Below are 26,095 nucleotides of genomic sequence, written 5' to 3' on the forward strand. Positions count from 1 at the left end.
GCGACCTAAGCTGGGTGTCATGGATCTCAAGCGAAGGATTCCGTTCCTGCGCACCTCGTTCCTGCGGATGGCCCTGGGCGCCTTCAACATCACCAGGACCGGGCAGATCGGCGACGGGCGGGAAGCGGCCGCGGTCGAGTACGTGCTGGCCAATGCCGGGCCCGGAGATGTCGATGACGTGTTGGCGACGATCGACCGGTTCGCCTACCAGGAGTCGTTCCTGATCAATGTCGGCGACGAGAAGGGCCTGCTGCTCGACGCGGCGGTGCGCCGCGCCGACCCCAAACTCGTCCTGGAGCTGGGCGCCTACTGCGGCTATTCGGCGCTGCGGATCGCCCGGGAGGCGCCGAACGCCCGCGTCGTCTCGGTGGAGCTGTCGGAGGCCAACGCCGCCAATGCCCGACAGATCTGGGCGCACGCCGGGGTCGGCGACCGGGTCAGCTGCGTGGTCGGCACCGTCGGCGACGGCGGCGCGACACTGCGTGCGCTTGCTGATGACCACGGGTTCGCCGAGGGCGCGCTGGATTTCGTGTTCCTCGACCATGACAAGGCGGCCTACCTGTCCGATCTGGCGGAGTTGACCGATCGCGGCTGGCTGCACCCGGGGTCGATTGTCGTCGCCGACAATGTGCTGCTCCCCGGCGCGCCGAAGTACCGCTCCTTCATGCGCGCCGAGCAGGGCAAGCACTGGGACACCGTCGAGCACAAGACCCACGCCGAGTACCAGACGCTGCTGCCGGACCTGGTGCTGGAATCCCGCTTTCTGGGGTAGCCGGCCATTCGTCGTCGCACGCGGCGGACGAGCGGCCAACCATGGCACGAAAAGCCCAGCGAGCGGTCAACTAGTGCACGAGCGTCCCGTAGTGTCCGCCTCGCGCCGAGGTGACCTGGGGATTTGCGAACCTGGTGGGCCACTCGTGCGCTAGGTGGCCGCTCGGCGCCAAACCCGTGCAGAATCTGGCCGCTGGTGCGCTAACTGGCCGCTCGGTGTCGTCCCCGCCCGCGCGGGGTCTGTGCGCGCGGGGTCAGTGCGCGCGGGGGTGGGCTCCGGCCCAGACCTCGCGCAGGGCGTGCACGGTCACCATGGTGTAGATCTGCGTGGTGGTGACCGAGGCGTGGCCGAGGAGTTCCTGCACCACCCGAACGTCGGCGCCGCCTTCGAGCAGATGCGTGGCGAATGAGTGTCGCAGCGTGTGCGGGGACACCGCGGCGGTCATCTCGGCGTTGGCGGCGGCGTCCTGCAGCACCTGCCACGCGCTCTGCCGCGATAGCCGGCCGCCGCGGGCGTTCAGAAAGATGGCCGGGGTGCCGCGGCCGCGGGAGGCCAGCTCCGGGCGACCGCGCACCAGGTAGTTGCTCAGCGCGGTGATCGCCGGCCGGCCGACCGGGACCAGCCGGTGCTTGCCGCCCTTGCCGCGCAGCAGCACCGATCGGGCCTCGGTGTCGATGTCGTCGACGTCCAGGCCGACGGCCTCAGAGATCCGGGCGCCGGTGGAGTACAGCAACTCCAGCAGGGCGCGGTTGCGCAGCTGCAGCGGTCCGTCGGCGGGCCCGTCGCCGCCGGCGCCGTCGAGCAGCGCCAACACTTCGTCGACGCTCAGGCTTTTCGGCAACCGCCGACTCGGTGTCGGCGGTTTGACCTCGCGGGCCACATCGAGGTCGGTGATGCCTTCGGCGGCGGCGAACTTGTGCAGGCCGCGCACCGCGACCAGGGTGCGGGCCGCCGACACCGCAGACAGCGGAGCGACGCCGGCCTCGGCGTCACCGCGACGCAGCGCCACCAGGAACTCGCTGACATCGGCCTCGGAGACGTCCTTCAGATCGTCAACGGCGCGGCCCCGCAGATGCTCGTGATAGCGGCGCAGATCCCGTCGATACGAGCTCAGGGTGTTGGCAGCCACACCCCGCTCGATCGCCAGGTGGTCCAAGTAGCCCTGCAGCTGGGTTTCCAGGGCGGACACCGCGGTGGTCATCGCGGCGTCTCGCGCAGTCGGTCAGCCAGCCGGTGCGGCCGGTCGGTCCAGGGGGCGTCGGGCTCGCGCGGGGTTGCCAATCCGGCCTTGACCGCCGCCGCGGCCAGGATGCCGCAGATCGCCAACGAATTGACGATCCGGCCGTCGAGCACCATCTGCACGGCCTCGGCCAGCGGGAAGCGGCCCACCTGCATGTCGGCTTCCTCGTGATGGCCCTCCGGGCGGCCGATCTCGGTCAGCCCGGTGGCCAGGAACACCCGCACGCTCTCGTCGGTGAACCCGGGCGTGGAGTCGGCGTCGACGAGCACCTGCCAGCACTCGGCCGTCAGGCCGGCTTCTTCCTCGAGTTCGCGCGCGGCGGTGCGAACCGGGGCCTCGCCGTCGATGTCGAGCAACCCGGCGGGCAACTCCCACAGCCGCCTGCCGAACGGGTGTCGGTACTGGTAGACCAGCGTCACCCGATCCTCGTCGTCGAGGGCGACCACGGCGACCGCGCCGAAATGCTCGATGACCTCCCGGCGGGCGCTGACGCCGCCGGGCATCGCCACCTCGTCGGCGCGCAGCGCGAAGATCTTGCCAACGTAAAGCGTTTCGCTGGAAAGGGTTTCGAACGAATGCTCAGCCACGGGGGTCGGGCTCGATGTCGAGTTCCTCCAGCGGAAGCCGCTCGGCCGCCTTGTAGTCGATGGCCGCCTGGATGAACGCGGCGAACAGGGGGTGCGGGCGCGTCGGTCGGCTCTTGAGCTCCGGGTGCGCCTGGGTGCCGACCAGGAACGGGTGCACGTCGAACGGGTACTCGACGAACTCCACCAGGTGCCCGTCCGGGGAGGTGCCGGAGAACACCAGACCGCTCTCGGCGATCTTGTCGCGGAAGGCGTTGTTCACCTCGTAGCGGTGCCGGTGCCGCTCGGAAACCTCGGTGGACCCGTACGCGCGGGCCACCACGGAACCCTCGTCCAGCACGGCGGGGTAGGCGCCCAGCCGCATGGTGCCGCCGAGATCGGCGTCGCCGGCGACGATCTCGCGCTGGTCGGCCATGGTGGAGATCACCGGGTCCGGGGTCTCCGGATCGAATTCCTCGGAGCTGGCCTGCGCCACCCCGGCGGTGCGGGCGGCTTCGATCACGATGCACTGCAGCCCCAGGCACAAGCCGAACAGCGGCACGCCGTGGGTGCGGGCGTAGCGCACCGCGCCGATCTTGCCTTCGATGCCGCGGATGCCGAACCCGCCCGGGATCAGCACGCCGTGCACGTCGCCGAGCGCGGCGGCGGCGCCGGCCGGGGTCTCGCAGTCATCGGAGGCGACCCAGCGCAGTTCCACCCGGGTGCGGTGTTTGAAGCCGCCGGCGCGCAGCGCCTCGGCCACCGACAGATAGGCGTCCGACAGGTCGATGTACTTGCCCACCAACGCAATTCGGACGGTCTCCTGCGGCTCGTGCACCCGCTGCAGCAGGTCGTCCCACTCGGTCCAGTCCACGTCGCGGAACGGCAGGTTCAGCCGCCGCACCACATAGGCGTCGAGTTCCTCGCGGTGCAGCACCTTGGGGATGTCGTAGATCGACGGCGCGTCCGGGGTGGAGATGACACCGTCGACGTCCACGTCGCACATCAACGCGATCTTGTTCTTCAGCGGCTCCGGCACGTCGCGATCGCAGCGCAGGATCAAAGCGTCGGGGGTGATGCCGATGCTGCGCAGCGCGGCCACCGAGTGCTGGGTGGGCTTGGTCTTGAGCTCGCCGGACGGCTTGAGGAACGGCACCAGCGACACGTGCAGGAAGAAGCAGTTGTCCCGGCCGACCTGGTGGCGCACCTGGCGGGCGGCCTCCAGGAACGGCAGCGATTCGATGTCGCCGACGGTGCCGCCGATCTCGGTGATGACCACGTCGGGACGGTTCCCGTCCGTGTCCGGCTCACCCATCAGCATGATGCGGCGGGTGATCTCGTCGGTGATGTGCGGGATCACCTGGACGGTGTCGCCGTTGTAGTCGCCGCGGCGTTCCTTGGCGATGACCGTGGAGTACACCTGGCCGGTGGTCACGTTCGCCGAACCGGACAGATCCCGGTCCAGGAAGCGCTCGTAGTGCCCGATGTCGAGGTCGGTTTCGGCGCCGTCCTCGGTGACGAACACCTCACCGTGCTGGAACGGGTTCATGGTGCCGGGATCGACGTTGAGGTACGGGTCGAGCTTCTGCATCGTCACCGCGAGCCCGCGCGCGGTCAGCAGCTGGCCGAGGCTGCTGGCGGTGAGGCCTTTGCCCAGCGAGGAAACCACGCCACCGCTGACAAAGATGTGCTTGGTGACGGTTTGCTGGTGCTTGCGAAACGATGGCAAGAACAACCTCCGTGGTCCTGGACGCAGGTCGACGCATCGACTTGCTGGGCCTGCCGACCCACGGGAGTTCACCCTAACACCGACCCGGCGAACCGGGCGCCAACGCGCCGGGCGGGGTTACTGCGGAACGGTCAGCGACGTCGCGCCGGGGCCGACGCCGTACTGACCGGTGCGGCTTTCGCCCTTGAGTTGCTGCAGCGCGAGCACGGCGGTGAGCCGGCCGGCCTCCGTGTCGATGTCGTCGACGGTGGTGACCGCGCGGGCCAGCGCCTCGTCGGCGCGCACCACCGCCACCGCGCCGGTCCCGCTGCCGGAGCCGTCGCGGCCGGCCAGCACCGTGCCCGAGCCGCGCGGGGCCATCGCCGCGGCGAACCGGGCCACCGTGGAGCCCTGGTTTCCGGCGTCGTCGCCCAGCGGGCCGCCGGTGACGATGACCGCGCTGTTGGCCGCTCCGAAGGTCTTGTCCGGGTAGGTCAGGAAGCCGGTGTCGCGCAGCGCGGTCAGCACCACCTCGCGCTGTTCCTCGGACACCGTCGGGGCGTCCGGATTGCGGTCGGTGAGCAGCGCGATGCCGAGCAGGTCGCCGGCGCGGGATCCCTGGTCGACGAAGTTGGTCTGCAGCTGGGCGCCCGCCGGCAGCACGACGGTGTCGACGACGGTGTTCAGTTTCTCCGCGGAGTTGGCGGCGACGAACTCCTCGGTCAGCGCGACCGTGGAAGTCACCGAACCGCCGGCCACGCCGATCACCCGGCGGATGGCCTCCATGTCGTCGTCGGAGGCGTCCGGGGTGCGGATCAAGACCACCGACGTGTCGCGCAGCGCGTCGCGCACGATCCGCGGCGCCATCTGGGTGTTGAAATCGTCGGCGGCGGTGAGCTTCTGGTTCAGCAGGTTCTTCTGGTCATTGAGCGAGTTGATCTGGCCGTGCAGGTCACGCTTCTCCGCGCGCATCGACGACAGCAGATTTTCCGAGAGCAGTCCGGAGCCGAGCATGACCCCGATGGCCAGCGCGAGGAACACCGCGGCCAGCGAAATGGCGTGTGAGCGAAGGGAAATCACGGCGGTTGGCTAGCTGACGAGGTGCTGGACCCACAGCGTGAAGCGGTTCCAGTGGTCGGCGATCCAGTCCAGCACGACGACGTCGGTGCGGGAGACCCACAGCGCGACGACGACGGCCACCAACATCGCCAGCACCAGCATGGCGACCGCGCCGCCGGAGATCCGGCTGCGGTACAGGGTGGCGACGGCCTTGGCGTCGACCAGCTTCTCCCCGACCTTGAGCCGGGTCAGGAAGGTCGAGGGGTTGCTGCGCTGGCGAGTGCGATCGAAGAACTCCTCGATGCTGGCGGTGTGGCCGGCGGTCACGATCAGCGAGGCGCCGTGGTGGTCGGCCAGCAGCAGCGCCAGGTCCGCCGCGGATCCGGCGGCCGGGAAGGTCATGGCGCCGACCCCGAGGTCCTGGATGCGCTCCAGGCCGGGGGCGTGCCCGTCGGCGTCGGCGGGCAGCACCACCTGGGCGCCGCATTTGAGCACCTCTGCGCTGATCCGCTCCGGGTCGCCGACGATCAGCTGCGGGCGGTAGCCGGCCTTGCGCAGCACGTCGGCGCCACCGCCGACGCCGATCAGCACCGGGTGGTACTCCTTGATGAACGGTTTGAGGGCGCGCAGGTCGTCGGCGGCGCCGGACTCCTCGGCCACCACCACGACGTGCCGGCGGTACAGGTCGACGTCGATGTCGGGGATGCCGATGCCGTCGATCAGCAGCGGGCTCTCGCTGCGGATGAACTCGATGGTGTTGCCGGCGAAGGCCTCCAGATGCTCGACGAGGCCGCTCTTGGCCTCGTGCATGCGGTCGGAGATCTCCTCGTCGTTGCGCTCCTGGCCGAGGATCAACCGACGGTCGCCGTGGTAGACCCCGCCGTTGTGCAGCCGCACCCGGCTGCCGTCCTTGACCTTCTTGAACACCTCGGCGCCAGTGTCGTCGATCAGGGTGATGCCGTTGGCGACCAGCACCTCGGGTCCGAGGTTCGGGTAGCGGCCGGAGATCGAGGACGAGGCGTTGACGACGCCGGAGACCCGGGCGTCGACCAGCGCGTCGGCGGTGACTCGGTCCAGGTCGAGGATGTCGAGCACCACGATGTCGCCGGGCTCCAGCCTGCGCAGCAACCGGTCGACGTCACGATCGACGCGGGCGGTGCCGGTGACGCCGGGGCGGGATCCTGCATTGCGGGACATCAGCGCAGACATCTTCATGACGCCCGATTGTGTCGCCTGAACACCGATTCGCCGGGAGGCGCGCCGCAACTTCAGCCACATAAGTCACAAACCGTCACATTAGTAACACGGTTTGTTGGGGGCTCAGCGTTCGCTCTGGGCTGCCTCCAGCAGCTCCCGGGCGTGCGCCCGGCCGGTGTCGGAATCGCTCAGCCCGGCCAGCATCCGGGCCAACTCGGCCACCCGTTCGTCGGCGTCGAGGGTGCGCACCTCACTGGCGCCACCACCGGCCGGCGTCACCACGAGATGGGTGTCGGCGTAGGCGGCGACCTGCGGCAGGTGCGTGACGACGATGACCTGATGGGTGCGGGCCAATCGGGCCAGCCGGCGGCCGATCTGCACCGCCGCGCGGCCGCCGACACCCGCGTCGACCTCGTCGAAAACCATCGTCGCGCCGGTGTCCGAGGCCGCCAGCACCACCTCCAGCGCCAGCATCACCCGGGACAGCTCACCGCCGGAGGCGCTGCGGGCCAGCGGCAGCACGCCGTTGGCGCGGTGCGCGGTGAACCCGAACTCCACCAGGTCCGCGCCGTCCGGCCCGGCGCTCACCGTGGATCCGTCCGGCAGCGTCAGCGGAGCCGGGTCATCGACCGGCGCCGGCAGCGCCGAGACCGTGACGGTGAACTCGGCGTCGGCCATCGCCAGCCCGGCCAGTTCCGCGGTGACCGCCCTGGCCAGATCGGAGGCGGCCTTGGTGCGGGCCGCGGTCAGCTTCGCCGCCGCCGCGGCGACCTTCGCGCCGAGCTCGGCGACCTGCTGGGCCAGCGCGGAGAGCGCCTCCTCGGAAACGTCGAGGTGGCTCAGCCGCGCCCGGGCGTCGGCGGCCCAGGCCAGCACCCCGTCGATATCGGCGGCGTACTTGCGGGTCAACGCGCGTAGTTCGGCCTGGCGCGCCAGCTTCGTCTCCAGTGCCGACGCGTCGGTGGGCAGCCCGGACAGGTAATCGCCGACCTCGCGGGCCACCTCGCCGACCACGGCGAGGGCCCCGTCGAGCTGGCCGGCCAGCCCGGAGAGCACCCGGTCGTCGCTGCCCGCCAGCGCGGCGCGGGCCGCGGCGATCGCCGAGGCGGCGCCGCCGGGGCTGGGGTCATCCGGGTCGCCGGACAGCGCGGCGCGGGCGACGGCCGCCGCGTCCCGCAGCGCGTCGAGTTCGGAGAGCCGGCGGATGTCGGCGACCAGGGCGTCGTCCTCGGCCGGCTCGGGGTCCGCGGCGTCGATCTCGGTCAGCGCGAACTTCAACCGGTCGGCTTCCTGGGCCAGTTCCCGGGCTCGTTCGGTGCGCTCCAGCAGGTCCTTGCGCGCGGCCCGCCAGGTGGCGCGCGCGCTGCGGTAGCGCTCCAGCAGCGCAGCGACGTCGGCGTAGCGGTCCAGCGCGGCGCGCTGCTCGTCGGCGCGCATCAACCGCAACTGATCGTTCTGCCCGTGCAGGGTCAACAACTCGGTGGTGAACGCGCCGAGCGTCCGGGCCGGCACGCTGCGCCCGCCGAGGGTGGCCCGCGACGGCCCGTCTCGGTTCACCGACCGCATGGCGATGACGCTGCCGTCGTCGTCGCGGTCCGCGCCGGCGCCCTCCAGCAGCTCCTCGACCCGGGCCGCCAAGGCGGGGTCCGCGTCGTCGGTGCTGAACCGGCCCTCGACGACGGCGCGGTTGGCGCCGGAGCGGATCCGGTCGGCGTCCGCGCGCGCGCCGCCGAGCAGATGCAACCCGGTCACCACCATGGTCTTGCCGGCGCCGGTCTCGCCGGTCAGCACGGTCAGGCCGCGATCGAAAGCGGCCTCGGCGGCTTTGATGGCGCCCAGGGAAGAAATGCGAATCTCGACCAGCACGGGTTACTGGCCCCGCCACCCGGACACCGGCAGCTGAAACTTGTGCACCAGCCGGTCGGTGAACGGAGCGCTGTCCAGGCGCACCCACTGCATCGAGATGGCGCTGCGGCGGATCTCGAGGCGCCCGCCGGCCGGCACCACCATGTCCCGGCGACCGTCGCAGAACACCAGCGCGTCGTGCCCGCTCGCCTCGATCTCGATGGCGACGGTGGCGCGGGGACTGGTCACCATCGGCCGGCCGAACAGCGCGTGGGCGTTGTTGGGCACCACCAGGATCGCCTCCAGGTCGGGCCACAGCACCGGGCCACCGGCCGAGAACGCGTACGCCGTCGATCCGGTCGGGGTGGACACCAGCACACCGTCGCAGCCGAACGTCGACACCGGGCGGCCGTCGATCTCCAGCACCACGCCGAGCACCCCGAGTCGCGGGGTCTTCTCCAGGCTGGCCTCGTTGAGGGCCCAGCCGCGGTCGATGACCTCGCCGTCGCGCCGGATGGCGATGTCCAGCGTCATCCGGGGCTCGACGTGGTAGTCGCGGCGGACGATCCGGTTCAGCACCTCATCGATGGCGTCGGCCTCGGCTTCGGCCAGGAATCCGATCCGGCCCAGGTTGACCCCGAGCACCGGGATGCCCGCGTTACGGGCCAGTTCGGCGCCGCGCAGGAAGGTGCCGTCGCCGCCGAGCACCAGCACCAGCTCCGCGCCGACTGCGGCCGCCTCGTCGGGGTCGACGACGTCGATCTCCACCCCGAGGGCGCGCATGTCGTCGGGCGCCAGGTGCACCGTGCCCCGGTCGACCGCCTCGGCCGAGAGCACCCGCAGTCCGATACCGTGCTCGCCGAGGGTCTTCTCCACCTTGCGGCCCACCTCGGTCGCCGCTTCGCGGCCGGTGTGCACGACGAGCAGGACATAGCGTTCGGCGTTCATCTGTTCTCTCCGGGAGTTCACTGGGGTCCCTCGGCGACGGCGCGGGCGATGGCGGACTCCAGGTCCGCACCGGCCAGCGGCGCCGGGGACTTCTCGTCGTCGGCGTGGGTGCGGCGTAGCCACAGGAAGTATTCGACATTGCCCGACGGGCCGGGCAGCGGGGATGCGGTGACGCCGACGGCCTGCCAGCCCAACTCGGCGGATTTCGCAGCCACCGACAGCACCGCGGAGGCCCGAAGCTGCGGGTCGGAGACCACCCCGCCGGGTCCCACCTGGCCCTTGCCGACCTCGAATTGCGGTTTGACCATCGGCACGATGTCGGCGTTGTCGTCGGCGCAGCCGGTCAACGCCGGCAACACCGTGGCCAGCGAGATGAAGGACAGGTCGGCGACCACAAGGTCGACGGCTCCGCCGATGGATTCCGGGGTGATCTCGCGGACGTTGGTGCGCTCGAAGACGGCGACGCGTTCATCGGAGCGCACCGGCCAGGCCAGCTGCCCGTAGCCGACGTCGACGGCCGCGATGTGCGCGGCGCCGCGGTCCAGCAGCACCTCGCTGAATCCGCCGGTGGACGCTCCGGCGTCCAGGCAGCGCCGGCCGTCGACGGCGATGCCGAAGGTGTCCAGCGCGCCGATCAGCTTGTGGGCGCCGCGCGACACCCAGCTGCGTTCGCCGGGGTCGACGGTCAGCGCGGCGGTGACCGGGATGGCAGTGGCGGGTTTGGCGGCGGGCATCCCGTCGATGCGGACCCGCCCGGCGCCGATCAACTCGGCGGCCTGCTGGCGGGATCGGGCCAGGCCCCGACGCACCAGCTCGGCGTCGACGCGGGCGCGCCGGGTCACGGCGATCAGCCTTTCTCGACCGATTCCAGGGCAGCGACCAACATCTCGTGGGCCTGTTCCAGGCGTCGGGCCAGTTCTTCGACGTCGGTGTCGGCCAGCAGCTCGGCGTCCAGGTCGGGCAGGTCGGCGAGCAGCTCGGCCACCCGCGCGCGGATCTCGTCCGGATCAGTACTCATAGCGGGTCCAACGGTAGTCGATGGCCTTGCGGTGACCGGCGTCGCCGTGTGCCCCGGCAGTCCCTCCGCGTTCGATCAGTCGTCGAACGAACGCAGCACCAAGGTGTCCGAGCCGTCCTGCAGGTAGGCCGCCGAGCGCCAGTCGGTGTTGCTCAGCGCCTCATTCAGCGCGGCGCCGGTGAGAAAAGGCCCGCTGGGCGCATACGCGGCCAGCCGGTCATCGAGGTCTGGGGTCTCGCCGACGGCCGCGGGCGCGTACTTTCGCCGCAGCGCGTCGGCGGTGCTCGGCTGCAGGTCGATGATCGCCTCGACGATGTAGGCCGACGGCCCAGGCACACTCACCCGGGTGTCGGTCGCCACGCCGAGCGCGCCGCCGATCCAGGTGGCCGAGATCGGGTCCCCGATCTCGGGGAAACGGCTGGCCAGGGGCTCCAGGTCGTGCCGGATCCGGTCAGTTTGCGCGGGGGTCCGCTCACCGGTGCGCGCGGGGGGATCTCCGGTCCCGCAGCCGGCGAGGGCAACCGACGCCGCCACCGCGGCGCCGATCCAGCGAAGCGGGAGTTGTCGGGTCACCGCGTCCTTCCCGGGTTACAGCGACCAGCGTCGCAGTGCGTTCGCCGCGGTTTCATCCCCGGCGACGAGCCGCGTGCCCCGGCCGTCGTCGGCTGCTTCCCACAGCGCGGCGACGGCCACCCGGACCGCGCCCAGGCCGTCGTCATCGGGTTCGCCGGCGCAACGCAGGGTGATCTCGTCGGCATTGTGCTCGGCACGCCAGGACGGCTGCGGGCCGATCCGCGCGGACTCGATGTCGGTGAACAGGCCGCGCAGGTCATGGGTCAGGAAGGTGGGGCGTTCGGCCGGGATTGCGACGGCCAGCTGGGCCGGGTCGCACACTCCGGTCAGCACCGCCAGGCTGGGCAGGCCGACGCCGTTGGCGCCGGCGATGTCGGTGTTGAGCCGGTCCCCGACCACCAGCGGGGCACGGAATTCGCCCCGGGACAGGGCGGCGCGCATCAATGTGGGTTCGGGTTTGCCGGCCACCTCGGGTCGCACCCCGGTGGCGGTGGCGACCGCGGCGACCAGGGTGCCGTTGCCGGGCAGCATGCCGCCGCGGTCCGATGGCAGGGTCAGGTCGGTGTTAGTGGCCACCCATAGCGCGCCGGCGTGCACCGCCAGCGACGCCTCGGCCAGATCGGTCCAGCCGATGTCCGCGGAATAGCCCTGCACGACGGCCACCGGGGCCTCGGCGGCCGAACCCACCGGGGTCAGCCCGACGGCGCTGATCTCACCGGCCAGGGCCGCGCTGCCGATCACCAGCACCCGGGCGCCGGCGGACAGACGCTGCGCGAGCAGGGCGGCGGCGGCCTGCGCGCTGGTGACCACGTCGGCGGGCTGGGCAGCGAAGCCCATGGACCCCAGGTGATCGGCGACCTGCTCGGCGTTGCGCGAGGCGTTGTTGGTCACCCACAGCGTACGGGCCCGAACCCGGTCCAGTATGTCCACCGCGTCCGGCGTGGGCTCGTGACCGGTGAAAACGGTGCCGTCGAGATCGAGCAGCAGAGCGTCGAAGGTCTCGGCGAAGTTGGGCATTACGCTGCTCAGGCCAGTTCGCTGATGCGGTCTTCGGCGTCGGTGACGCCTTCGACGTCGGCGTCCGCGGCCCGCAGGAACCACTGCAGGGCCTCGTCGCGACGGTCCAGCGCGAGGAGTGTGTCGGCGTAGGCGTAGGCCAGCCGGGCCGCCATCTCACCGACGCCGTCTGCGTCGGGCGCCGGTGAGCTCAGCACCGCCAGTGCCTGGTCGAGCTGGCCGAGGTCGGCGCGGGCGCCGGCGACCACGATGCGCAGCTCGTCGGCGGCGGCGCCGGTCAGTTCGGCGGCCTCCGGGGACTTGGACAACTCGATGGCCTTCTCGGGCCGGCCGACCCCGCGCTCGCAGTCGGCGATCAGCGGCAACAGGGTGGACTTGCTGCCCATCCGGCGTGCCGCCCGGAACTCTGCGAGCGCCTGGCTCCAGTCGCCGCACCGGTAGGCGGCAATGCCGACGGCCTCGCGGATGGCTGGAATCCGCCCGGAGCGCGTGCGCGCGGCCTGGGCGTGCGCGAGTGCGGCCTCAGGGTCCTCGTCCAGCAGAGCGCCGGCGGCCACCAGGTGCCGGGCGATGGTGTCGGCGGTGTTCTTGCTCAGGGTGCTCAGTTCGCGGCGGACCTCGGGCGCCAAATCGCGGGCCTCGATGTCGGCGGGGATGGCCGGGCCCTGAGGTTCCGGACGATCATCGCGGTCGGACGGGCCTCGACGGTCACGGAATTGACCGGAGCCTCGGTTGGCGTCGGGCCTACCGCCGCGACGTTCCTGGCCGCGGGGACCTCCCGGCTTGCCGCCGCGGAACGGACGGCGTTCGCCGCCCTGACTGTTGTCGACCACGTGAACCCTTCGCTATGAAAATTGGCGCCTATCAGGATACGGCCCCGCCAGGCCCGATCTTGCCTCACCTGGGATGTCGCCACTGATGACCCCCGTGTGGCGGCCACATCCAGTTCGGATGAGCCTCTATATGCAATTCGCAAAAGCTTGGCGATAAACGCGATCCCGAAATGGTTGTGGAATTACAAAACCCCCGAATTGCTTCGGGGGTTTTGTGTGTGTTCGGCGGTGTCCTACTTTTCCACCCGTGTGGGCAGTATCATCGGCGCTGGTAGGCTTAGCTTCCGGGTTCGGGATGGGTCCGGGCGTTTCCCTGCCGCTGTGGCCGCCGTAACTCTATTCATTTGTCCGGTGTGGTGGTGTGCGGGATATCTGGTGGGTGGCGCTGTTGCTGCCGGCCCAGGTGTTCCCGTGTCACTCACCGTGTGCCGGTGTGTGGTGTTTTTGGTGGGGGGTGTGGCGCCCACTCCCTGGTGAGGGGGTGGGTTTATGGATTGTGTGGTTGCGCGTGCGTGTTTTTGTGCGTCATATTGTTGGCTTACTGTTTCCCATACGAGTGTGTGGGGTGTTGTAAGTTTTCGGCCGGTTAGTACCAGTTCCCTGAACCTATTGCTAGGCGTGCAGGTCTGGCCTATCGATCCCGTGGTCTGCGGGGGGCCTTATCCCTCCTAGAGGGTGAGAAGCCTGGTCTTGGAAGAGGTTTCCCGCTTAGATGCTTTCAGCGGTTATCCTGTCCGAACGTGGCCATCCAGCGGTGCCCCTGGTGGGACAACTGGTATACCAGAGGTTCGTCCGTCCCGGTCCTCTCGTACTAGGGACAGATTTCCTCAAGCTTCTGACGCGCGCGGCGGATAGAGACCGAACTGTCTCACGACGTTCTAAACCCAGCTCGCGTGCCGCTTTAATGGGCGAACAGCCCAACCCTTGGGACCTGCTCCAGCCCCAGGATGCGACGAGCCGACATCGAGGTGCCAAACCATCCCGTCGATATGGACTCTTGGGGAAGATCAGCCTGTTATCCCCGGGGTACCTTTTATCCGTTGAGCGACACCCCTTCCACTCAGAGGTGCCGGATCACTAGTCCCGACTTTCGTCCCTGCTCGACTTGTAAGTCTCGCAGTCAAGCTCCCTTGTGCACTTACACTCAACACCTGATTGCCATCCAGGTTGAGGGAACCTTTGGGCGCCTCCGTTACATTTTAGGAGGCAACCGCCCCAGTTAAACTACCCACCAGGCACTGTCCCTGGACCGGATATACGGTCCGAAGTTAGAGGTCCAATACGATCAGAGTGGTATTTCAACAATGACTCCACCCACACTGGCGTGCGGGTTTCACAGTCTCCCACCTATCCTACACAAACCGTACCGAACATCAATACCAAGTTGTAGTGAAGGTCCCGGGGTCTTTTCGTCCTGCCGCGCGTAACGAGCATCTTTACTCGTAGTGCAATTTCGCCGAGTCTATGGTTGAGACAGTTGAGAAGTCGTTACGCCATTCGTGCAGGTCGGAACTTACCCGACAAGGAATTTCGCTACCTTAGGATGGTTATAGTTACCACCGCCGTTTACTGGGGCTTAAATTCTCAGCTTCGCAAACCGAAGTTTGCTAACCGGTCCTCTTAACCTTCCAGCACCGGGCAGGCGTCAGTCCGTATACATCGTCTTGCGACTTCGCACGGACCTGTGTTTTTAGTAAACAGTCGCTTCTCACTGGTTTGTGCCACCGGATCCCGCTGCCGGCCGCGAAGGCCTTGACGGTATTCCGGTCCCCCTTCTCCCGAAGTTACGGGGGTATTTTGCCGAGTTCCTTAACCATAGTTCACTCGTACGCCTTAGTATTCTCTACCTGACCACCTGTGTTGGTTTGGGGTACGGGCCGTGTGCGGACTCGCTAGAGGCTTTTCTTGGCAGCATAGGATCACCGAATTCGCCTCAATCGGCTATGCGTCACCTCTCACACAAATGAACGACGGATTTGCCTATCGTTCGTGCTACAGGCTTGCCCCAGTATTACCACTGACTGGTACGGCTACCTTCCTGCGTCACCCCATCGCTTGACTACTACCCGCCCGGGTCCCGCGCAGCCAGCGACCCTCTTATCCCCGAAGGGAAAGTTAGGCCACTCTTTGGGCGGTTAGCAGAACGGATTCATCAGGGACGCTCACACACGGGTACGGGAATATCAACCCGTTGTCCATCGACTACGCCTGTCGGCCTCGCCTTAGGTCCCGACTCACCCTGGGAGGACTGGCCTGGCCCAGGAACCCTTGGTCTTTCGGCGGGCAAGGTTCTCACTTGCCTATTCGCTACTCATGCCTGCATTCTCACTCCCACACCCTCCACAACTCGTTCACACGGCTGCTTCACCGGATGCAGGACGCTCCCCTACCCAATACCTTGCGGTATTGCCGCGGCTTCGGCGGTGTGCTTGAGCCCCGCTACATTGTCGGCGCACAATCACTTGACCAGTGAGCTATTACGCACTCTTTCAAGGGTGGCTGCTTCTAAGCCAACCTCCTGGTTGTCTTCGCGACTGCACATCCTTTTCCACTTAGCACACACTTAGGGGCCTTAGCCGGCGATCTGGGCTGTTTCCCTCTCGACGCACGGAGCTTATCCCCCGCCGTCTCACTGCCACACTTACACGTACCGGCATTCGGAGTTTGGCTGACGTCAGTAACCTAGTAGGGCCCATCGGCCATCCAGTAGCTCTACCTCCAGCACGCAACATGTGACGCTGCACCTAAATGCATTTCGGGGAGAACCAGCTATCACGGAGTTTGATTGGCCTTTCACCCCTACCCACAACTCATCCCCTCAGTCTTCAACCTAAGTGGGTTCGGGCCTCCACGCGGTCTTACCCGCGCTTCACCCTGGCCATGGGTAGATCACTCCGCTTCGGGTCCAGAACACGCCACTACACCACAAACGTGGATACGCCCTATTCAGACTCGCTTTCGCTACGGCTACCCCACCCGGGTTAACCTCGCGACATGTCCCTGACTCGCAGGCTCATTCTTCAAAAGGCACGCCATCACCCCACGTTAAAAACGAAGGCTCTGACGGATTGTAAGCGCACGGTTTCAGGTACTATTTCACTCCCCTCCCGGGGTACTTTTCACCATTCCCTCACGGTACTAATCCGCTATCGGTCACTGGGTAGTATTCAGGCTTACCGGGTGGTCCCGGCAGATTCACAGCAGATTCCACGGGCCCGCTGCTACTCGGGAACAATCCACAGGAGTCATCATGTTTTCGTCTACCGGGCTCTCACCGTCTACGGCAGGCCATCCCAAGCCACTTCGACTAACACAACGATTTCTCACTCCTGCTCCAGCCGGCGGGCTGAAGAAGAAAAGTCCCACAACACCACGCACACAACCCCCGCCGGGTATCACATGCACACGGTTTAGCCATCCTCCGCTTTCGCTCGCCACTACTCACGGAATCACAATTGTTTTCTCTTCCTACGGGTACTGAGATGTTTCACTTCCCCGCGTTACCTCCCCAACACCTATACATTCAGTGCAGGGTGACACGACATCACTCGCGCCGGGTTTCCCCATTCGGACATCCTCGGATCACAGCACGGTTGACAGCTCCCCGAGGCATATCGCAGCCTCCCACGTCCTTCATCGGCTCCCAGTGCCAAGGCATCCACCATGCGCCCTTAAACACTTACAACACAAAAAACCAAAAAATGAGAAAAAAATCACACTACAACAAACCACACCACCAACACTCCTCACCCAAAGGCAAGAACATGCCGGCACACGTGCGGCTTGATGCTCGCAACCACTATCCACAAATCAAACACCACACCCCACCACCAAGCGAGGCGACAACCAAGACCCCCAACCACCCACGCCGATCACAACGATCACGCCTGCAGTCGGGAGCCAGCACCCACCCTCAATCCTCACATTCGAGGGGGTGGGCCTGCGGGCCTGTTGTCTCAGGACCCAACAGTGTGTCTGGCGGCACCAGGAAGAACGATCCCCGTTCCCCGGTCAACGTTTGTTTGTCGCGCACCCACCAGCACTCCACTACAGAGAACTGGCATGTATCCCAACCACCGGATCCGTCCCTATAGACGGGGTGGGGGAACCTTTTCGGTATCGGTGCTCCTTAGAAAGGAGGTGATCCAGCCGCACCTTCCGGTACGGCTACCTTGTTACGACTTCGTCCCAATCGCCGATCCCACCTTCGACAGCTCCCTCCCACAAGGGGTTAGGCCACCGGCTTCGGGTGTTACCGACTTTCATGACGTGACGGGCGGTGTGTACAAGGCCCGGGAACGTATTCACCGCAGCGTTGCTGATCTGCGATTACTAGCGACTCCGACTTCACGGGGTCGAGTTGCAGACCCCGATCCGAACTGAGACCGGCTTTAGAAGGATTCGCTCCGCCTTACGGCATCGCAGCCCTTTGTACCGGCCATTGTAGCATGTGTGAAGCCCTGGACATAAGGGGCATGATGACTTGACGTCATCCCCACCTTCCTCCGAGTTGACCCCGGCAGTCTCTCACGAGTCCCCACCATAACGTGCTGGCAACATGAGACAAGGGTTGCGCTCGTTGCGGGACTTAACCCAACATCTCACGACACGAGCTGACGACAGCCATGCACCACCTGCACACAGGCCACAAGGGAAACCACATCTCTGCAGTCGTCCTGTGCATGTCAAACCCAGGTAAGGTTCTTCGCGTTGCATCGAATTAATCCACATGCTCCGCCGCTTGTGCGGGCCCCCGTCAATTCCTTTGAGTTTTAGCCTTGCGGCCGTACTCCCCAGGCGGGGTACTTAATGCGTTAGCTACGGCACGGATCCCAAGGAAGGAAACCCACACCTAGTACCCACCGTTTACGGCGTGGACTACCAGGGTATCTAATCCTGTTCGCTCCCCACGCTTTCGCTCCTCAGCGTCAGTTACTGCCCAGAGACCCGCCTTCGCCACCGGTGTTCCTCCTGATATCTGCGCATTCCACCGCTACACCAGGAATTCCAGTCTCCCCTGCAGTACTCCAGTCTGCCCGTATCGCCCGCACGCCCACAGTTAAGCTGTGAGTTTTCACGGACAACGCGACAAACCACCTACGAGCTCTTTACGCCCAGTAATTCCGGACAACGCTCGCACCCTACGTATTACCGCGGCTGCTGGCACGTAGTTGGCCGGTGCTTCTTCTGTACCTACCGTCACTTGCGCTTCGTCGGTACTGAAAGAGGTTTACAACCCGAAGGCCGTCATCCCCCACGCGGCGTCGCTGCATCAGGCTTGCGCCCATTGTGCAATATTCCCCACTGCTGCCTCCCGTAGGAGTCTGGGCCGTATCTCAGTCCCAGTGTGGCCGGACACCCTCTCAGGCCGGCTACCCGTCGTCGCCTTGGTAGGCCATCACCCCACCAACAAGCTGATAGGCCGCGGGCCCATCCCACACCGCAAAAGCTTTCCCCCACCAACCATGCGATCGATAGGAAATATCCGGTATTAGACCCAGTTTCCCAGGCTTATCCCAGAGTGCAGGGCAGATCACCCACGTGTTACTCACCCGTTCGCCACTAATCCACCCGAAGGCTTCATCGTTCGACTTGCATGTGTTAAGCACGCCGCCAGCGTTCGTCCTGAGCCAGGATCAAACTCTCCAAACAAAAACCCCCGGACAAACCGGGACAGTCTCCAATCAGAAAAACTCGATCAAAGCAAAAAGACACCAAAAACTGGCATCAAAAAAACAAAACCACACCCCAACACGGGGGTATCAGAGCATGGCAAAAAACAACAACAAACAAAAACCACCAAACACACTATTGAGTTCTCAAACAACAGGCTGTCACCCTGTTTCAGGCCGCACGAGTTCCCCTCGGCCTTGCGGGCCGAATCTCGTCGTCCGGACTGTTGGGAACGCCCTGCGGAGCAGGTCTATTCCCGGGGGATTGTCGGCTTGTCCGGTCTGGCCGGTCGCGCTGACCTGAGATAAGTTACGTCCTTGCAAACAGGGAGTCAAATCGCCTGGTAGAGGACGGTTTTCGTGAGCGTCGGGCTCAGCCGACCCGGCGGACCCCGGCGACATTGCGCTTGCCTCGGCGCAGCACCAGCCAGCGGCCGTGCAGGAAGTCGCCGGGCTGGGGCGTCCAATCGTCGCCGCTGACCCGCACGTTGTTGACCGACGCCCCACCTTCGGCGACCGTCCGCTTGGCCGCGCCGCGGCTGGGGCACAGCCCGGTGGACACCAGCAGATCGACGATGGTGTCCGGCGCTCCGGACGCCAGTTCGGCCACCTCGTTGCCGCCGGCCTCGGTCAGGGCGGCGGCCAGGGTCGGCTCGTCGAGGTCGGTGAGCTCGGCCCGGCCGAACAGCGCCTGGCTGGCCAGCTCGACCTGTGCTGTCGCCTGCTCGCCGTGCACCAGGGTGGTGAGTTCGCGGGCCAGTCGGCGTTGCGCGGCCCGCTCCTGCGGGCGGTCTCGGGTGATCTCGTCCAACTCGTCGAGTTCCTCGCGGGTGAGGAAGGTGAACCAGCGCAGGTAGCGGACGACGTCGGCGTCGGCGGTGTTGATGAAGTACTGGTACCAGGCGTACGGGCTGGTCATCTCCGGGTTCAGCCACAGGCTGCCGCCGCCGGTGGACTTGCCGAATTTGGTCCCGTCGCTGGCGGTCACCAGCGGCACCGTCAGGGCGTGCACCGACTCCCCGCACATCTGCCGGACCAGCCGAACGCCGGCGATGATGTTCCCCCACTGGTCCGAGCCGCCGACCTGCAGTCGGCAGTCGTGCCGTCGGTGCAGCTGCACGAAGTCGTTGGCCTGCAGCAGCATGTAGCTGAATTCGGTGTAGGAGATGCCGTCGCCCTCGAGGCGGCGGCGGATGGTGTCCCGGTCGAGCATCACGTTCACCGAGAAGTGCTTGCCGAGGTCGCGCAGGAACTCGATCGCCGACAGTTGCGCGGTCCAATTCAGGTTGTTCTCCACGACCGCCGAGGCCGGCGAGTCGTCAAAGTCCACGAACCGCTCCAGCTGGCCGCGAATCCGTTCGGACCACTCGGCGACCACGTCCCCGTCGTGCAGGGTGCGCTCCCCCACATCCCGGGGGTCGCCGATCAGTCCGGTGGCGCCGCCGGCCATCACGATGGGCCGATGCCCGGCGCGCTGGAACCGCCGCAGCGCCAGCAACGGCACCAGATGTCCGGCGTGCAGGCTGGGCGCGGTCGGGTCGAATCCCGCGTAGACGGTGATCGGGCCGCGGGCGATCTCGGCGGCCAGCGCGTCGATGTCGGTGGACTGCGCGATCAGTCCGCGCCAGCTCAACTCGTCGAGAATGGTCATGCGCCGATCTTCCCGCATCAGTCCCCGAGGCCCGGCGACGGGGCTCTCGGGCTGCGCCGATAGGCCGAGACTTCCGTCACATCGGGAGTCCAGAACCGCCATGGACGGTCGGCGGCCTTGCTGACGCCCACCCGCGGGCCGGCCGCGACGGGGGCCGCGCGATCGGCCAGCTCCAGCCGGATGGGCGCGGCCGGGTCGAACAGGTCCAGGCCGTTGTCGTCCATGGTGACGCCGAGCGCCGCGCAGAGGTTTCCCGGGCCGCGGGCCAGCGCGGGGGTCGCGACCGGGCCCCGCCGGGCCTGCGCGGCTTCGGTTCCGGCGGTGATGATGGCGGCCCGCAGCAGCGCCGCGGCGGCGACGCCATCCGGACCGCAGACGACGTTGGCGCAGACGTGGATGCCGTGGCTGCGGTAGGTGTAGAGCCGCCCCGCCGACCCGAACATCACCGCGTTGCGCGCCGTCGGGCCGGGGAACGAATGCGCCGCGGGGTCCGGCCAGGGGCCGTCAGCCGGGCCGCCATAGGCCTCCACCTCCACCACCTGCGCCGTCACACCGCGGCCGATCAGGCGGGCGCCGAGCAGCGCCCGGGCAGTCTCGACCGGATCGCCACGCAGCACCTCGAGTCCGGTCATCGGAGTCGATTGTGCCCGGTGCTTGACGCCGGCGGCGCGAGGGCGGATGCGCGCGGTCGTCGGCACCCAGATCAACGCCGGCGGCAGCGTCACCGTGCTCGGCGAACCCGCGGGCTCCGCGGCGCTGCGGCACCGGGTCGGCTACGTCACCCAGAACCCCGCCGTCTACAACGACCTCAAGGTCATCGACAACGTTCGCTACTTCGCCGCGCTGTACGGCGTGCCTGCCGACCACGCCTCCGAGACCGCCGATGCCGTCGGCCTGGGCGGCCAACGCGACAGCTACTGCGGCAACCTCTCCGGCGGCCAGCGCAGCCGGGTGTCGCTGGCGTGCGCACTGGTCGGCGACCCAGAACTGCTGGTCCTCGACGAACCCACCGTCGGCCTGGACCCGGTGCTGCGGGTGGAGCTGTGGGAGCGGTTCACCGCGCTGTCCCGCCGCGGGGTCACCCTGCTGGTCTCCAGCCACGTGATGGACGAGGCCGATCACTGCTCGGACCTGCTGCTGCTGCGCGACGGCCAAGTGCTGGCGCACACCACCGCCGACCGGCTACGAAAGGACACCCAATGCGAGTCGCTGGAGGACGCGTTCCTGACCGTCATCACCCGCGCCACCGCCCACGCCGCCGGCTGACCGCGCGGCCGTACCTGGCCACCACCGCCCGGATCCTGCGCCAGCTGCGCGCCGATCACCGCAGCATGGCGATGATCGTGGTGGTGCCGTCGCTGCTGATCACCCTGCTCTACTTCATGTTCAGCGACGTGCCGGCGCCACCGCGCGGCCCGGCGCCATTCGACACCGCGTGCCTGATCGTGCTCGGGCTGCTGCCGATGCTGCTGATGTTCCTCATCACCGCGATCTCCATGCAACGCGAACGCGCATCGGGAACCCTGGAGCGGCTGCTGGTCACCCCGCTGCGCCGGATCGACCTGCTCGGCGGCTACGGCACGGCCTTCTCCGTCGCGGCGCTCGCCCTGGCGGCGGCCACCCTGCGCCGGCGGACGCCGTGAGCGTCGAAGCCCGCCGGCCCGGCCGGCCGGCCGGCGGCTCCGACACCCGCGCCCGGATCCTGACCACCGCGCGGGAGATGTTCGCCCGAAACGGCGCCAACGGAACGACCATCCGGGGCATCGCCGCGGAAGCGAACGTCGACCCGGCGCTGGTGCACCACTACTTCGGCTCCAAGGCGCAGTTGTTCGCCGCCGCCGTCGACATCCCGGTGGACCCCCAGCGGATCATCACCGCGCTGTCGGCCGCCCCGACCGAACAGCTGGGCCACACGGTCGCCACCGTGGTGCTGACCATGTGGGATTCGGAGCTGGGCCCGCGGCTCAAGGCCATCCTGCGTGACGCGCTGGCCGGTGGTTCACCGGGCATGATCGGCGCGTTCCTGCGCGATGTGGTGACCCAGGCCGTCGTGCCGCGCATCGATGATCCGGCCGGGACCGGGATCATCCGCGCGGAGTTCGCCGTCACCCAGGTCCTGGGTGTGCTGATGGCGCGGCACATCCTGGAATTGCAGCCGTTCGCCGGCCTGCCGTTGGAGCAGGTCATCGAGACCATCGCCCCGAACCTGCAGCGCTATTTCACCGGAGAGATCACGACGCGGTGAGCCGGGCGTGCTCGGCGTCGTCGACGTCGCGGGCCTCATCGACCAGCAGCACCGGGATGCCGTCCTCGACGGGATAGGCACGGCGCAGCCGCGGGTTGTAGAGCACCGGCCCGGAATCGGACTCCGCCGCGAGCAGCGGGCCGCGATCGGCCGGGCAGACCAGGATCTCCAGGAGCTCGGCGTCCATCTAGGCGCGGCCCGGCATCCCGAACGGACCGTCCACGTCGGTCATCGGGTTCCCCGGATTGCCGGGCTGATTCTCATTGAACGGCCCGGCCGGCGGGCCGACCGGCTCCACCGTCGGCGGTCCGCTGCTGATGCCGTACTGGTCGGCCTTCTTCATCTGGAAGCTGACGACACCCTCCAGCGCCTCGATCAGCGACTTCTGGCTCGGGCCCCGGTCCATCGCGGATTTCACCGCGGCCAGGCTCGCCGGGGAGGGATTGATGCCCTGGGCGCGCATGGTGATCGCCTTGTTCAGCAGGTTGGCGACCTGCCCGGCGCCGGCGCCCGTCGAGTACTGCGCGGCCAGGTCGTCGAGCACATCGGCGCTCGCGGACGGGGCGGCGAACAGCGTCGCGGCGCCAAGCGCGACGGACGCTCCCGTCGCCGCGGCGATCCGCCGCCAGGACCTGCGACGTGTGCTGTGCGAAGACATACCGTCGGCTCCTCTTCCGCTCGCGTGACGTGGCTGTCCCGCGACTCTAACAGCGCTGTCGGTTCCCGGCCCGATGTCGTTACTGTTCGGGCCGGCCGGCCGGGTCGGCCACCAGTTTGGACCGCGCGGCGGGAGTCAGCCGGACGTACTTGGCGGTCTCGGGGTCCAGCCGCCAGCCGTGCCGGCTGGTCATCGGAACCCCGGCCTCGCGCAGTGCCGCCGACTCCGGCCGGTAGGACGACGAAAGCGGCAGCTCGGCGACGACGTGCACGATGTCGGGTGGCAATCCGACCACCAGGTTCGCGAAGGCGTCCTCTAGGTCCGCCGGGGTGATGCTGGCGCCGGGGCGGGTGGTGACCGCGGTGACCGCCAGCTCCCCGTGCGGGGTCGTCACCCCGTAGGTGACCGCCAGGTCGACCGCCGGAATCAGGCTGACGGCGTCGGTGATCGGCTCGGCGAACACCGGGCCGCGGGCGGTCCGCATGACCGCGGTGCGGCTGCCGACCATCCAGAAGTCGCCGTCGGCGTCGCGGCGGAACAACGACTCGCTGGACACCCAGGTGTCGGCCGGGGCGAAGACCCCCCGCTTGACCGCCGCGCCGGGATCGACCGGTCCGCGGGGACGGGACAGCAGCACCCCGACCTCGTCGGGCTCGGCGACCTGTACGAAGCCGTCGTCGCCCTCCAGGATCAGATCCTTGGCCGGGTCGTAGGCGGCCAGTTCGATATCGCCGCCGCCCGGCAACGGCCGGCCCTTCGAGCCGATCTTCACCCCGGCGACATTGGCCAGCACGGCCTGGCCGTCGGTGGTGGAGAAGAACTCCACCACCTGCGCTGGGGCGAAAGCGTCGGTGACGCGGCGCCACAACCCGGTCGGCATGCCGGACCCGATGAACAGCCGCACCGGGTGGTTTCCGTCGTGCAGGGAGAAGCCTGGGTCGTCGATGACCTCGCCGAGCATGGCCCAGGTGTAGGTGACCACGGTGACGCCGTACTGGCGGACCTCGTGCACGAAGCGGTCCGGTTGCAGGCCGCGCGACAGCGCGATCCGGGCGCCGCCGACCACCGCGCCGCCCAGGGCGACCAGCAAGCCGGACTGGTGGTGCAGCGGGGTCAGGCAGTAGACGGTGTCCCGGCTGTCCAGCGCGGCGGCGGTCGCGGTGCCGAACGCCGACAGCGCCCACCGGAAGTTGGTGATCTCCTTGGCGACCAGTCGGCCGCCGACCCGGCTGAACGCCACGAACGCGCGGTCCTTGGCCAACCCCGGGTTGGGCCGGTACCAGCCCGGCAGCTCCACCGAATCCGGGTCGATCTGCTCCATGTCGATGACATCGGCGTCCGGCGGCAAGTTCAGATCGCGATGCTCACCACCGCCGAGCACCAGCACCTGCGCCGGCAGCGCGCGTGCGCGGTCCAGGTTGGCAGGGTCGGTGAGGATCTCGGAAACGCCGCCGAGCGAGGCGGCCTGGGGCAGATCGCCGTCCGGCGGCATCAGCACCGCGACGGCGCCCAACCGGGACAGCGCCGCGATCGCCACCAGGGCCGACGGCCGGGTCTCCATCAGCACCCCGACCCGGTCGCCCTGGCGCACGCCGACCGAGATCAGGCCGCGCACCACATTGTCGATACGACGGTCGACGGCCTGGTAGGTGTGCACCCGGCCGTCGAACAGCAGGAACTCACCGTCGGGGTTGCCGTGCGCCTGCTCCCCCAGGATCCGGCCGAGGGAGATCCGGGTGTGGTCGTTGACCTGGCCCAACCGCGTCAACCGCGGCAGCGTGCGAACGGTTTCGACGGCCAGGGTGCGCATCGATCGGTTGGCCGCCAGCACCGCGTCGGTCGCGGTGCGCGCGGCCGCCATCGCCACCTCGCCCGCGCCGCCGATGCCGGCCAGCACCCGGGCCGCCAGCGGCACGCCCTTGTCCCCGCTGCCCTCGGTGTGCTCGGGCATCGGTGAGATGTTCACCGGCTTGGGTCCGCGGTCGGAGAGCCACAGCACCCATTCGGCGACCGTCGGCCAGGTGATCTGAGCGGCCTTGGAACCCACCACCAGCCCGAAGTGGCCGGCCCGCAGGGTGGCCTCGTACACGTCGGCGTTGGGGGCGGCGCGCCGGATGCCGCGCACCGCGGCGGGCTGGCCGATGTCGTCGACCTCGCCGACGAAGGACAGGATCGGACAGGTGATGTCGGTGAGCGTGACCAGCTGGCCGTTGATGGCGAACCCGCCGGTCATCATCCGGTTGTGCGCGATGAACTGCTTGAGCAGTTCGGCGATGGCCGGGCCGGACCAGGCGATCCAGCCCTCGGAGTCCAGGAACCGGCGTTGCTGCTCACGCGGCAGTAGCGCCTCCCGGTCGTGCAGCTGGCGCAGGAAGTCCAGCCGCGACTTGGCGGTCTTGACCGGGTCCATCATCTGGAACCCGATCCGCGCCATCCAGCCCTGGATGTCGAGGTGGTTGAACACGTGCTCGGCCATGAAATCTGCGCCGAAGGCGGCCAGGTTCGGCGGGATGTTCATCGGCAGCGCGGCCAGGGTGTCCACCGGTGAGCCGAAGGTGATCAGGCTGGCCAGGTCCTTGGCGGAGCGGTAGGCCGCCACCTGGTAGGACCACATGCCGCCCTGGGAGTAGCCGGCCAGGTGCACGTCCTGGCCGGTGTCACGCTTGATGGTGTCGACGGCGTCCGAAAGCGCCACGATGTGGTCGGTCAGGGTGCGGCGCATGCCGCCTTCGACCTTGTCCGGCTCACCGAAGTCGATCACCCACGGGTCCAGACCGGCGGCGTGCAGGATGCCGACCGCGCCGTCGGCCTTGGTGACGTCCCACATGTTGGCCGACATCATCATCGGGTGCACCATCAGCACCGGCGGGCCCGAGGGATCCGCGCCGCGCCGGCTGTCCGGCGGGAAGTAGCGCCGCAGCTTGTACATCGGGACGCTCTCGACGATCTGGAACGGCGAGGGCACCGCCCCGGTTTCCAGGCCGCCGAGGCGAAGCACCTCCAGGCCGTTCTGCGCGGTGGCCACCAGCCGTTCGATCGGACCGGTCACTGCGGAGAAACTGAGATCCACGACTGAGTCCCCTGCCTGCGTCGTTC

Annotated in this window: 19 protein-coding genes, 3 rRNA genes and 2 pseudogenes; 4 read left to right on the top strand and 20 right to left on the bottom strand. The window is 67.9% G+C overall.

Annotated features, from left to right (window positions below):
• The first annotated feature begins 19 nt into the window (after positions 1–19).
• Complete coding sequence (locus L2Z93_RS09645; protein WP_090592060.1) at positions 20–772, top strand: O-methyltransferase; 753 nt, start codon at positions 20–22, stop codon at positions 770–772.
• Positions 773–1,025: 253 nt separating this feature from the next.
• On the opposite strand, the gene xerD is transcribed toward L2Z93_RS09645, so the two are convergent.
• The 17 genes and pseudogenes from xerD to L2Z93_RS09730 all read right to left on the bottom strand — a co-directional run bounded on the left by xerD (position 1,026) and on the right by L2Z93_RS09730 (position 20,728).
• The gene (gene xerD / locus L2Z93_RS09650; RefSeq protein WP_090592064.1) at positions 1,026–1,973 is read right to left on the bottom strand and encodes a site-specific tyrosine recombinase XerD; all 948 of its coding nucleotides are present in this window, start codon (positions 1,971–1,973) and stop codon (positions 1,026–1,028) included.
• Complete coding sequence (locus L2Z93_RS09655; protein WP_090592068.1) at positions 1,970–2,599, bottom strand: NUDIX domain-containing protein; 630 nt, start codon at positions 2,597–2,599, stop codon at positions 1,970–1,972. Before L2Z93_RS09655 ends, xerD begins: the two co-directional genes overlap by 4 nt.
• Positions 2,600–2,630: 31 nt before the next feature.
• Positions 2,631–4,304, bottom strand: a pseudogene (locus L2Z93_RS09660) (CTP synthase); the annotation flags it as partial.
• A 117-nt stretch (positions 4,305–4,421) separates the two neighbouring features.
• Entirely contained in the window at positions 4,422–5,363 is a 942-nt protein-coding gene (locus tag L2Z93_RS09665) for a copper transporter (RefSeq protein ID WP_090592071.1), read from the bottom strand.
• Positions 5,364–5,372: 9 nt separating this feature from the next.
• On the bottom strand, positions 5,373–6,557 hold the full coding sequence (gene steA, locus L2Z93_RS09670; protein WP_090592075.1) for a putative cytokinetic ring protein SteA: 1,185 nt from the start codon (positions 6,555–6,557) through the stop codon (positions 5,373–5,375).
• Between the two features lie 105 nt (positions 6,558–6,662).
• Positions 6,663–8,405 (bottom strand): DNA repair protein RecN, encoded by a 1,743-nt coding sequence (gene recN, locus L2Z93_RS09675; protein ID WP_090592078.1) that lies wholly within the window; start codon positions 8,403–8,405, stop codon positions 6,663–6,665.
• A gap of 3 nt (positions 8,406–8,408) precedes the next feature.
• Positions 8,409–9,332 carry an NAD kinase gene (locus tag L2Z93_RS09680; protein ID WP_090592083.1) on the bottom strand — a complete coding sequence of 308 codons (924 nt, stop codon included), beginning with the start codon at positions 9,330–9,332 and terminating at the stop codon, positions 8,409–8,411.
• Positions 9,333–9,349: 17 nt separating this feature from the next.
• The gene (locus tag L2Z93_RS09685; RefSeq protein WP_090592087.1) at positions 9,350–10,174 is read right to left on the bottom strand and encodes a TlyA family RNA methyltransferase; all 825 of its coding nucleotides are present in this window, start codon (positions 10,172–10,174) and stop codon (positions 9,350–9,352) included.
• 5 nt (positions 10,175–10,179) lie between these two features.
• A complete protein-coding gene (locus L2Z93_RS09690) occupies positions 10,180–10,350 on the bottom strand; it encodes a hypothetical protein (RefSeq protein ID WP_090592091.1) in 171 nt (56 codons plus the stop codon).
• A 75-nt stretch (positions 10,351–10,425) separates the two neighbouring features.
• Positions 10,426–10,923, bottom strand: a complete 498-nt coding sequence (locus tag L2Z93_RS09695) for a hypothetical protein (RefSeq protein WP_090592095.1) — start codon at positions 10,921–10,923, stop codon at positions 10,426–10,428.
• 15 nt (positions 10,924–10,938) lie between these two features.
• Complete coding sequence (locus L2Z93_RS09700) at positions 10,939–11,940, bottom strand: HAD-IIA family hydrolase (protein ID WP_090592098.1); 1,002 nt, start codon at positions 11,938–11,940, stop codon at positions 10,939–10,941.
• Between the two features lie 8 nt (positions 11,941–11,948).
• Positions 11,949–12,773 carry a tetratricopeptide repeat protein gene (locus tag L2Z93_RS09705; RefSeq protein ID WP_090592102.1) on the bottom strand — a complete coding sequence of 275 codons (825 nt, stop codon included), beginning with the start codon at positions 12,771–12,773 and terminating at the stop codon, positions 11,949–11,951.
• Positions 12,774–12,993: 220 nt separating this feature from the next.
• Positions 12,994–13,106: ribosomal RNA gene (rrf, locus tag L2Z93_RS09710) — 5S ribosomal RNA — on the bottom strand.
• A gap of 233 nt (positions 13,107–13,339) precedes the next feature.
• A 23S ribosomal RNA gene (locus L2Z93_RS09715) occupies positions 13,340–16,458 on the bottom strand.
• Between the two features lie 448 nt (positions 16,459–16,906).
• Positions 16,907–18,425, bottom strand: a 16S ribosomal RNA gene (locus tag L2Z93_RS09720).
• Together the 16S, 23S and 5S rRNA genes form the textbook arrangement of a ribosomal RNA operon.
• Positions 18,426–18,818: 393 nt before the next feature.
• A complete protein-coding gene (gene tyrS, locus L2Z93_RS09725; protein WP_090585658.1) occupies positions 18,819–20,096 on the bottom strand; it encodes a tyrosine--tRNA ligase in 1,278 nt (425 codons plus the stop codon).
• A gap of 17 nt (positions 20,097–20,113) precedes the next feature.
• Positions 20,114–20,728 carry a DNA-3-methyladenine glycosylase gene (locus L2Z93_RS09730; protein ID WP_090585757.1) on the bottom strand — a complete coding sequence of 205 codons (615 nt, stop codon included), beginning with the start codon at positions 20,726–20,728 and terminating at the stop codon, positions 20,114–20,116.
• On the opposite strand from L2Z93_RS09730, the gene L2Z93_RS09735 reads away from it, so the two are divergent.
• The 3 genes and pseudogenes from L2Z93_RS09735 to L2Z93_RS09745 all read left to right on the top strand — a co-directional run bounded on the left by L2Z93_RS09735 (position 20,658) and on the right by L2Z93_RS09745 (position 22,341).
• Entirely contained in the window at positions 20,658–21,362 is a 705-nt protein-coding gene (locus tag L2Z93_RS09735) for an ABC transporter ATP-binding protein (RefSeq protein ID WP_370745796.1), read from the top strand. The genes L2Z93_RS09730 and L2Z93_RS09735 overlap by 71 nt on opposite strands.
• A pseudogene (locus L2Z93_RS09740) lies at positions 21,296–21,709 on the top strand (ABC-2 transporter permease); the annotation flags it as partial. The gene L2Z93_RS09735 and the pseudogene L2Z93_RS09740, both read left to right, overlap by 67 nt.
• Positions 21,710–21,735: 26 nt before the next feature.
• Positions 21,736–22,341: a TetR/AcrR family transcriptional regulator gene (locus tag L2Z93_RS09745; protein ID WP_234785997.1), complete on the top strand. Its 606-nt coding sequence runs from the start codon at positions 21,736–21,738 to the stop codon at positions 22,339–22,341.
• Here L2Z93_RS09745 and L2Z93_RS09750 read toward each other — a convergent pair.
• The 3 genes from L2Z93_RS09750 to L2Z93_RS09760 form a co-directional block, all read right to left on the bottom strand.
• On the bottom strand, positions 22,328–22,528 hold the full coding sequence (locus tag L2Z93_RS09750) for a Trm112 family protein (RefSeq protein WP_090585662.1): 201 nt from the start codon (positions 22,526–22,528) through the stop codon (positions 22,328–22,330). The genes L2Z93_RS09745 and L2Z93_RS09750 overlap by 14 nt on opposite strands.
• Positions 22,529–22,999: a hypothetical protein gene (locus L2Z93_RS09755; RefSeq protein ID WP_090585664.1), complete on the bottom strand. Its 471-nt coding sequence runs from the start codon at positions 22,997–22,999 to the stop codon at positions 22,529–22,531.
• Positions 23,000–23,078: 79 nt separating this feature from the next.
• Positions 23,079–26,069 carry an acyl-CoA synthetase gene (locus L2Z93_RS09760; RefSeq protein ID WP_090585667.1) on the bottom strand — a complete coding sequence of 997 codons (2,991 nt, stop codon included), beginning with the start codon at positions 26,067–26,069 and terminating at the stop codon, positions 23,079–23,081.
• Positions 26,070–26,095: the final 26 nt, after the last annotated feature.

It is taken from the genome of Mycolicibacterium brumae (assembly GCF_025215495.1).
GTDB classification, from domain to species: Bacteria; Actinomycetota; Actinomycetes; order Mycobacteriales; family Mycobacteriaceae; genus Mycobacterium; species Mycobacterium brumae.